The 9,713-nt window shown below is 59.1% G+C and carries 9 protein-coding genes; 3 read left to right on the top strand and 6 right to left on the bottom strand.

Annotated elements, in window-relative coordinates; all coding sequences use genetic code 11:
• Positions 1-972 precede the first annotated feature (972 nt).
• Together E8A46_RS11800 and E8A46_RS11805 are read left to right on the top strand one after the other, a co-directional pair.
• Entirely contained in the window at positions 973-1,896 is a 924-nt protein-coding gene (locus tag E8A46_RS11800; RefSeq protein ID WP_291560686.1) for a DMT family transporter, read from the top strand.
• A 443-nt stretch (positions 1,897-2,339) separates the two neighbouring features.
• A complete protein-coding gene (locus tag E8A46_RS11805) occupies positions 2,340-2,606 on the top strand; it encodes a hypothetical protein (RefSeq protein WP_291560687.1) in 267 nt (88 codons plus the stop codon).
• A gap of 86 nt (positions 2,607-2,692) precedes the next feature.
• On the opposite strand, the gene E8A46_RS11810 is transcribed toward E8A46_RS11805, so the two are convergent.
• The 4 genes from E8A46_RS11810 to E8A46_RS11825 all read right to left on the bottom strand — a co-directional run bounded on the left by E8A46_RS11810 (position 2,693) and on the right by E8A46_RS11825 (position 6,748).
• The gene (locus tag E8A46_RS11810) at positions 2,693-3,985 is read right to left on the bottom strand and encodes a PLP-dependent transferase (RefSeq protein WP_291560689.1); all 1,293 of its coding nucleotides are present in this window, start codon (positions 3,983-3,985) and stop codon (positions 2,693-2,695) included.
• 132 nt (positions 3,986-4,117) lie between these two features.
• Positions 4,118-4,972 (bottom strand): alpha/beta fold hydrolase, encoded by an 855-nt coding sequence (locus E8A46_RS11815; protein ID WP_291560691.1) that lies wholly within the window; start codon positions 4,970-4,972, stop codon positions 4,118-4,120.
• A gap of 90 nt (positions 4,973-5,062) precedes the next feature.
• Positions 5,063-5,839, bottom strand: coding sequence for a methanethiol S-methyltransferase (gene mddA / locus E8A46_RS11820; RefSeq protein WP_291560694.1), 777 nt, complete (start codon positions 5,837-5,839; stop codon positions 5,063-5,065).
• 48 nt (positions 5,840-5,887) lie between these two features.
• Positions 5,888-6,748 carry a class I SAM-dependent methyltransferase gene (locus E8A46_RS11825; RefSeq protein WP_291560696.1) on the bottom strand — a complete coding sequence of 287 codons (861 nt, stop codon included), beginning with the start codon at positions 6,746-6,748 and terminating at the stop codon, positions 5,888-5,890.
• Between the two features lie 158 nt (positions 6,749-6,906).
• Here E8A46_RS11825 and E8A46_RS11830 point away from each other — a divergent pair, with 158 nt between their 5' ends.
• Positions 6,907-8,484, top strand: a complete 1,578-nt coding sequence (locus tag E8A46_RS11830) for a winged helix-turn-helix domain-containing tetratricopeptide repeat protein (RefSeq protein ID WP_291560698.1) — start codon at positions 6,907-6,909, stop codon at positions 8,482-8,484.
• A gap of 92 nt (positions 8,485-8,576) precedes the next feature.
• Here the strand turns inward: E8A46_RS11830 and E8A46_RS11835 are convergent, their stop codons facing one another.
• Entirely contained in the window at positions 8,577-9,278 is a 702-nt protein-coding gene (locus E8A46_RS11835; protein WP_291560700.1) for a hypothetical protein, read from the bottom strand.
• Between the two features lie 107 nt (positions 9,279-9,385).
• Positions 9,386-9,565, bottom strand: a complete 180-nt coding sequence (locus E8A46_RS11840) for a hypothetical protein (protein WP_291560702.1) — start codon at positions 9,563-9,565, stop codon at positions 9,386-9,388.
• Positions 9,566-9,713: the final 148 nt, after the last annotated feature.

A 9,713-nucleotide genomic window follows, 5' to 3' on the forward strand; every position in this document is an offset into this window, starting at 1 on the left:
GCTCTCCCCGGTGACCGGGCTTTCTTGCCACCGTCGACTCGCGGGAATTGCGTTCCGCAAGACTTGACGCCAGCGTCGGGGCGTCAGGACCACACGACTTCGCCGTCCGCGTCAGCGCCGCTCGTCTTGCGTCGCCGTCGCGTCCACCGCATTCCGTGCCCAACGTCCGTGACGATCGCGATACGCCCCTCTGGCGGGCCGGAACGTCGTCAAAATAGCCACCGGTCGAAGGCGGATGAAAGCCAAATATTCTTACGCGTCAGGACTGGACAGCCCAAATCAGATTGAATCGCCTACGCAAATTTCGATTTACGCGCACGCGATTTCGAGGGCATCCAGGCGGGGCAAACGAAGCGATAGTCAGAAAATGAAGCAGCTGATTTGCCCGACGGGCAAATCAGCTGCGGCGGCGCACGCAGGCCGGAGCGCAGGCAGTCAAGAAATGGGAGCGTGAACTCGTAAATTCAGCGTGGTCAGCGGACGTCCGCTTGGTACGTATTCCGGACTCAAGCCGGTCATCAGATGATGTCCGAAAAGTGCCGACGCAGGCGAGACCAACAACGGTATTGCCAGCGTGAAGGGATTGAATTTGACCTGATGGGACCGGTCGCGACCTAAATGCTTAGGCGAGCAAAAAGCCGCGTTGATGCTCCATACTGGCCGACACGACAAAGGCGAAGAGGCACTCGCCTGGGAGCTTGCCGACGGGTAATTAAGTGAGACCTACAATTCGTAATCAGAAGTCTCTACCGAAGCGACCCATGACTCTCTGCCGTGCGACCCGTGATGCGTCGCGTCCGGCTGCCGTTGAGCGCCAGATCCGCGGGCGCAGGATCATCTCCCGGAGAACGGGTGGCCGAGCACAAAACCCGAAGCTATTCTCTTGAGCAGGACGCGAAATGCAGAAGAAAGTCCGAGTCGGGCCGCGGCAATGCATTTCTCCTACTCGTTGCCTCCAGCAGGAGCCCTCGCATGGCGGTCAAGTCGCGTTCGGTTAATATGGGTATGCGCGAATGGCTCATGCTTCTGCTTTTATCGATGCTGTGGGGCGGATCGTTCTTTTTCACCGCCATCGCAATCAAGTCGCTGCCACCCTTTACTATCGTATTTCTGCGTGTCGGAATTGCCGCTGCGATCCTTAACGTCGTAGTGATTGCTCTGGGAATGAAGATGCCGGGAGGTGGCCGCGCATGGGCTACCTTCTTCGGCATGGGGCTACTCAACAATGCAATTCCGTTCTGTCTCATCGTCTGGGGACAGAGCCACATCGCTTCGGGTCTGGCGGCAATCCTGAACGCAACCACGCCGTTGTGGACGGTGATCGCGGCGCATTTTTTTACCGACGATGAAAGGTTAACGGGCAGCCGTGTCGTTGGAGTCGGTATCGGATTGGTGGGGGTCGTATTGATGATCGGTCTAGGCTCATTAAAGGGTCTCGGAACCGATTTCGTTGCCCAAATCGCTGTGCTGGCGGCGGCCCTCTCCTACGCCATTGCAGGGGTCTATGGACGAACCTTCCAGCGCATGCGCATCGAGCCTATTTTGACTGCGACGGGCCAAGTGACAGCATCGACGATCATTCTTCTTCCGGTCGCGCTTATCGCCGACCGACCCTGGATGCTGGCTATGCCGGGACTTCCCGTGTGGCTCGCCATCGTCGGCATAGCGGGACTGTCGACCGCGCTTGCCTACTTCCTGTACTTCCGGATATTGGCAACTGCCGGTGCTACGAACCTCTTGCTGGTAACGTTCCTCATCCCCGTAAGCGCAATCTTGCTGGGATGGCTTGTGCTTGGGGAACGCCTTGGTCTTAATCACTTCGTCGGCATGACGTTCATCGGAGCAGGTCTTGCTGCGATCGACGGACGGCTGCTTCGGAAAATTAGCTCACCGTAAGTGAACCATCAAATGGGATTGTTGTGCAGCTCCCAACTAGTGTTCTGTCCCGGAACTTCGCTGGCAAAGTCGCGCGAGTCTTCCAATACCAGGCGTCGGTGACGATCCGACGGCGGCGCGCGCAGGCTGGCCGGGGCGCATGCGGTCAAGAAATGGGAGCGTGAACTCATAAATTCAGCGCGGTGGGCGGACGTCCGCTTTGGTGCGTATTGCGGACACACGTAGGACATTGGGCATGTCTTGAAAATTGTCCGAACCGACGGTCATGGAGTGTGGAGCAATTCGAACAGCCAAGGTCGGTATCAAGCGTATCTCATGCGCATCTGGAGAATAAATCGCAGGTCTCTGAAAGTCTTTCCATGCCGCAACAAGCATAGTCTTCGCTCCCGAAAGGGGCAGATATTCAACGCGAACGGAATATCGAGTTTTCGAAGGAAGTTGCGATGACCATGCTCAATGCTATCCCACGCGGCGCTACGAACCGGAAAATCGTCCGGAGAGGCGTCGTCATCTTACTCACCCGCATCGGCCGCCTCATCAACCGCTGGATCGCCGCTGCGATCGCACGCCACGAGCGCCACGCGGATCTTTTTTCCATCCGTCGGCTCAACGATCGGGAACTGAAAGACATCGGTCTCTACCGCGATGATATTGGCGGGACTCTGGCGGAAGCCGCCAAATATCGAAACCGGATGCAACAGTTTCGATAGCCGAACAAATCGCATCGAGGTCGTTCAATACGTTCCCGCCTGTAAGAGGCCCGCTGCAATGCGGGCCTCCTATTAATTTGCAAGTGTCAGACTTTTGCGAGTGCCTGATCGAGGTCGGCGAGTATGTCGTCGATATGTTCAATGCCGATCGACAGCCGCACATAGCCTGGCGTTACTCCGGTCTTGGCCTGCTCCTCGGGCGAGAGCTGGGAATGCGTCGTCGAAGCGGGATGTATGGCGAGACTGCGGACATCGCCAATATTTGCCACATGATAGAGCATCTGCAACCCGTCGATAAACTTGCGGCCCGCCTCCATTCCGCCCTTCAACTCGAAGCCCAGAAGTCCGCCATACCCGCGTGACAAGACGGCATCGGCGCGACGCTTCATTTCGCCGGTCATCAGCGAGGGATGGATGACCTTGGTGATTTTGGCGTGCTTGGAAAGATGCCTCGCGACCGCATTGGCATTTTCGCAATGAACGCGCATGCGCAAGGGCAGCGTTTCCAGCCCCTGAATGAACATGAACGCATTGAACGGGCTCATGGGCGCGCCAACATCGCGCAGCAGCGTCACGCGCGCCTTGATGATGTAAGCGATCGGCCCCAGCGGTTTCACCGCCTCGGTCCACACCGCTCCGTGATAGCTGGGATCGGGCGTGTTCAGCATGGGAAAGCGGTCTTTGTGTTTGGCCCAGTCGAAATTGCCGCCGTCAATCAGAATGCCGCCGATCGATGTGCCGTGCCCGCCGATATATTTGGTGGTCGAGTGCAGCACGATCGCAGCACCATGGTCGAGCGGCCGGCAAAGTATTGGAGCGGCCGTGTTGTCCATAATCAGGGGCACTCCGAGTTCGCGACCGATCTTTGCCACCTCCGCGATCGGGAATACCGTGAGCTTCGGGTTGGGCAGCGTCTCGGCGTAGTAGCAGCGCGTGCGCTCATCCGTTGCGCGTCGGAAGTTCTCGGGGTCGGCCGGGTCAACGAAGCGACATTCGATACCCATCGTCTTCAGCGTGTTGGCGAATAGATTCCACGTCCCGCCGTACAGATCCGTCGATGCGACAAAATTGTCGCCTGCGTGACAGATGTTCTGGACGGCGAAAAGCGAGGCTGCTTGCCCGGAGCCCAGCGCCAGGCCCGCGACGCCGCCTTCGAGCGCCGCCAGACGCGTCTCGAGCACGTCACAGGTCGGGTTCCCGATTCGGCTGTAGATGTTGCCAAGCTCGGCCAGCGCGAACAGATTCGAGGCGTGCTGCGTATTGTGGAACTGGAAGCTTGTCGTCTGATAGATCGGGACCGCCACAGCCGTGGTTGTGGGGTCGCTGCGGTAGCCGGAATGTAGCACGAGCGTTTCCGGATGCTTGCTTTCAGTTGGCATTTGTTTCTCCTCCTTTTGACCCCATAAAAGCTAGTACGATCACGGTGGCCCGTGCGGGCGACCGAACGTCGCAACCGCAGCTTTTGGGGTGCCGGTTTGGGTTGGGCACTTGTTTCGGTCGGTCTCAAGCGTTCATGACGCGTCGGCTTCGGCCGGCATTTCGCCGGGCAACAGCGGCAGGTTTGCAAGCTCGTCAGCCCGTGAAATATGCCGCACGATGTCCGGGTTGATGGCGTCGGGGTGCGAAACAGGAAGCATATGACCCGCTGACGGCACGTGTCGGGTCCTGACCTCGGGGATTGCCGAGGTCAATCGCCACAGTATCCGCTGGGTGAGGTAAGGCGACAGGCCACCCGACGCCAGCAGCGTCGGCGCGCGGATCGCAGCCGCGGCTCTCGTTACATTCTGTTCGGCAAGGACTGCCGTGAAATCAAATGCGAGTTTGTCCGCATGCTCCATCATGCGCAATCTTGCCTTCGGCGAGACATCTTCCTTTGCCTCGGATCCCTTCCAGAACACCAGGAACTTGTCGATTGCGTCCGAGGCCAGACCATTCCAGAGGTCTTCAGAGACTGCGTGCGCAAGACGAACGAAATGCTCGTATAGCGGCCGATCGGGGCCGTTCTCGCGCAGAATTGTCGGAAGCACCGGCTCGATCAGCGTCAGGCTCCGCACACGGCTCGCCAGGGATGAGTCAGTGGCGATCTTGAAAGCCAGCGCGCCGCCGTAGGAATGCCCGACAAGGTGAATCGGCCCGACGGCTTCGCCAAGGCGATCCCTGAGAAGGCTGACTTCTTCCGACAGCGTGGTCGGCAGGTCGAAAGCACCCGGATTGTTTCCATAGCCCGAAATATCCGGCGCGATCACCTGGTGGGTGGCCGCGAGCTCTTCGGAAAGCCGCGCCCATTGATTTCCCGAACCGAGCGAACAATGCAACGCTATCACCGTGCTGGCTGCGTATGATTGGCGAGATGCGTCTTGGGACATTTCTCAAACTCAGGAATTGGCGGGGTGGGGTTCGATCCGGCCCAGGGCCTTTTGCCCCGGTCCGGATCGGATCCGATCGGATGGCGTTCGCTACTTTGGTCCGGCGGCGAGCTGTGAATCGGGGGAACCGCTCTGTCGCTCTGACTTGCGCCAGGGCACCAGCATCGAGACACGCTCGCGGTATTGTCTGTAGTCGTCTCCGAACACGTCGATCAGATCGTGCTCCTCGAGCAGAATGCCAACGACGATGTAGGCCGTTGTCACCGCGGCAAAAAGCAGGTGGCCGACGGTCATGAGCGGCGTGGCCCAGAACGCGATGATGAAGCCGAGATAGATCGGATGACGCACGAACTGGTAATAAAGAGGTGTCCGGAAGCGCGGCGCCGGCATCGGCCTGCCGGTAAGATGGCTGGTGACCTGATGCAGCCCAAACAGCTCGAAGTGATTGATCAGGAATGTGCTGGTCAGCACGATCACCCAGCCAATCAGCGACAGGCCTATCAGGCCCGCCCCCAAGTCCGGATTGGCGACGTTCCAGACAACCGTCGGCATCGGCTGCCACTGCCAGCACAGCAAGGCAAGCACCAGGCTCGCGAACAGCACATAGGTACTGCGTTCGATCGACTTCGGCACCCACTGCGTCCACCATCGCTTGAATGCCGGGCGCGCCATGGCGCTGTGCTGGATCGCAAACAGCGCCATCAGCGAGAGGTTTACGACCAGCGCCATGCCGAACGGGGTGGCGTCTCCGCTATCGATCGTCTTTGGCACGAAAAAGCCTTCGACGAAGCCGAGTGCGTAGAGGAAGGTGACGAAGAATATGACGTATGACACGAGGCCATACAGAAGTCCGACAAACCGATTCATCTGTGTCTCCCTTGTGTGTTTCCGAGATGGCCTGCTTCAGGCAGCCTCTCACCGCTTGGTGATCACGACCTCGAGGTACTCGCTCGGCACAACCATGGTGCCGTTGTTCGCCCTGTTCATGCGCAGGATGAGCGCGTTCAGGTCGTTTCGGAGTTCGACCTGCCGTTGCTGATCGAGGGTGGCGAACGCCCTGTTGATCGGGCCGTAATAGGTTTCGAACACATCCAGGAAGTGCTTCGACGAGCGGTAGCGAAAATTGAAGTGACGCGTCTCAGGCTTGATCTCGATTGCGACGCCGCCGAACATTTCGGCGAGATGTGCGCGAGTACCCCATAGCGCCGGCGATCTGGCGCTGGGCGGCGGCGGCAAATATTTGCCGAGCGTCTTGAAGACCTGTCCGATGAATCCTTCCGGCGTCCAGTTTGCCAGACCGATCCGGCCCCCGGGCTTGCAGACGCGCACAAGCTCGCTGGCTGCGCGCTCCTGGTTGGGCGTAAACATGACGCCAAAAGTCGAAATAACGACGTCAAAATCGTTGTCGTCGAACGGAAGCGCTTCGGCATCCGCCTCAATGAACTCGATGGGATGACCTTCAGCTTCCGCCCTGGCGCGGCCGTTCTGCAGCAGGGCCGGCACGTAGTCGGTTGAGGTTACCCTGCACCATCTGCGCGCTGCCGCCAGGCTCGCCATGCCGTTGCCGGCGGCAACGTCGAGCACCTTCGATCCCGACTTCAGATCCAAGGCCTCGCAAAGCTGCTCACCCACAATCTGCAGGGTGGTGCCAACAACAGCGTAGTTGCCTGACGACCATGCGGCTTGCTGGCGGATTTTAAGTGCGGAAAGTTCGGAAGTAGCGGCTGTGGCAGGCCGGCTGACCTGTGTCACCGAGGGTGAGGTTGCGTTGGCCATGGGGTCCCCCTTTCGGTATGCTATGGCGGTCACGGAATGCGACCGCGATGAACCGAAGATGGGCCGGCGCAGACCTAAAGACTCCGACCGCCGCTTGATTTGTCCTTGAGGCGACCCTGATTATTCCTTTAGACGTTGCAGTAACCCCAGATAATAAAATGCAATTCTTCTTTACTGATTACGCACTTGATACCGATCGACGCGAGCTCTGCCGCGGCAGCGACCTTGTGCCGCTTGAGCCGCAGGTGTTCGACCTGCTCGTCTATCTGCTGGAAAACCATGATCGCGTGGTCAGCAAGGACGATCTGATCGGGGCGATCTGGGACGGGCGGATCGTCTCCGAATCGACTCTCACGAGTCGAATCAATGCCGCGCGTAAAGCTGTCGGCGACAACGGTCGGGACCAGGCATTGATCCGTACCATTTCACGCAAAGGCTTCCGTTTCGTCGGCTCATTGCGGCTGCAACAAGTCTGCAGTGACCCGCCGGACAATGCCGATCATCCGGCGGACCCCGCTGGCGAGGCGTCGCGTCCTGTCCTGCCGCCGCTCGACCGCCCCGCCATCGCGGTGCTTCCCTTCACCAACATGAGCGGTGAACCCGAGCAGGAGTATTTTTCGGAAGGAATCAGCGAAGACATCATTACCGCATTGTCCAAGTTGCGCTGGTTCTATGTGATCGCGCGCAATTCGTCCTTCATCTACAAGGGCAAGGCCGTGCACATCAAAGCGGTCGGCGAGGAGCTCGGCGTCGGCTACATCGTCGAGGGAAGCGTGCGCAAGGAGGGAAACCGCGTGCGGATTACCGCGCAGCTGATCGATGTCGCCACTGGCACTCATATCTGGTCAGATCGTTACGACCGCAGTCTCGCCGATGTGTTCGCCCTGCAAGATGAGATTACGCAGGCCGTCGTCGCCGCAATCGAACCGCAAATATATGCCGCCGAAAATTTCCGTGCCCAGCGCAAGGCGCCGGATAACATGGATGCCTGGGATCTGGTCATGCGGGCGTTATCGCACTATTGGCGCGTCACACGGCAGGACAACATGGTTGCGCAGGCATTGCTCGAGAAGGCGATCAGCATAGACCCGAATTATGGCCAGGCCCTTGGCCTGCTCGGCGCCAGTCACATGTTCAGCGCGCATATGGGGTGGTCCGATATGGCAGCCGCGATTCCGATCGGCGAGCGCGCCGCGCTCGCCGCCATCCGTGCCGACAGCGAAGACCCCTGGGCGCACTTCGCACTGGCCAGCGTCTATCTGCTCACGCGATGCTTCGATGATTCACTGGCCGAATTCGAACTGGCGATCCGGCTCAATCCCAGTTTTGCACCGGCCCGGGGCTACTACGGTGTGGCGCTGACCTATTGCGGGCGCTGGGAAGAAGGAGACCTGGCCGCGCGTCAGGCCCTGCGACTAAGCCCGCGTGATCCATTCGCGGCGGTCTATTGCGGCGTCGTCGCTTACGCCCAGTTCATCGGCGGCAATTACGAGGAAGCGATTCGCCTGTGCCGCGAAGCGCTGAGGCAGCGCCATGATTTTGTCGGCGCGCATCGGGTGCTGGCTGCATCGGCCGGGATGGCCGGAAAGAAGCGGCTCGCAGAAGCTGCGATGCTGGAGCTTCGTCGTGCCCAGCCCAATGTCTCGCTCGACTGGATCGCGAAACAGATACCGTTCAAGCTGGACGTTGACCGCGATCGCTATCTCGACGGCTTTCGGCGCGCCGGCCTTCAGTAGCGGCGATACTCACTCCCGCGGCCGTAAGTCGCGCACGCCAAGCCCTTGGGCTGCTTCGTTCAAAGGGCTAGGAGCCGGGGACAAAACGTCAGCTATTGTACTGACGACAGGTGAACAACCTGGCGCCCGCCATTCATCGCCTTGAGGCTGTTGACGTACTCCTCAGGACGCTGCCAGCGGTAAGGAACTTTCAATCCCATAAAACTTGCGATGCTGCCGATAAACGATGTGCAATTGGATATTTCGGCATTCCAGACCGGTGAACTCGCCTGCAATTTCTTGATATAGGCGAAGACCCTTTTTGCGTCCGGCTCGTTCAGGTAAACGCGGTAATTGGCGGTCAAGTAGTCCGGATCAAGATCGCCGTAGCTTGCCCCGGTCTCGGACGGCACCCACGTCAAATGACCGATGACGTAAGCCGTGGTGTCCCCCGCAGGGGTGAGGCCCGCGACGTCAACTTGTCGCTCGCTTGTCTTTCCGTACCAGACGAAAGCGTGGCCCCAACTGGCCGCCGTTCGGGCTCGGAAATCAACGTAGTACGGGCCCTTCGCTGATTCCGGCTTCCGAGCCGACTGTGGCGCCGGTTTCGATTCAACGGGCGCCTCACTGGAAACAAGCGCATTCGCGTCGACAACGCGCTTGCCGAACTCCTGTATCAGTGAAACGAAACGTTCCGAAACGGCCCCAGTGTCAGTCTCGTTTGCAGAAGCCGACTGGATTTCGCACGGGAGCAGCACCGCGAGTGCGAATCCCGCAAGCAAGCAAAGCTCCGATCTCTTCGGCCGTTTTGGCACGCTTCGCCCCTCGACTGTCGACGATGAAGTCAGTTTAGCGAGACTTAGTTTAGCGAGACTCAGTTTAAAGAGACTCAGTTTAAAGAGACTTGGGTCGATACCGCCTGTTAGTAGCGCGACACCACGGGTGCCCTGTCGACTGGAGTCTTCCCGATGGGGGACTTGCCAATCGGCATTTTGCCGACAGGAGCCTCCTGATAGACGGGCTGTTTGCGCGGGAAGTCGGCAGCGCCGGCTGCGGTCACGACGGCAAGCGTTGCTGCCGCTACAATCACAAATTTCATCACGGTACTTTCCCCTCAAGTTAGAAGAAACAAAGCAGTACCGGACAAGCGTTCACCTCAGAATTACGTCTACAGTGCGGCGGATAGAACCCGTTCGACGAATGGGTCTATGGTGCGACAGATATGACACACGGGAACTCACTCCTCTTGG

Source organism: Bradyrhizobium sp., assembly GCF_004799445.1.
Lineage (GTDB): Bacteria > Pseudomonadota > Alphaproteobacteria > Rhizobiales > Xanthobacteraceae > Bradyrhizobium.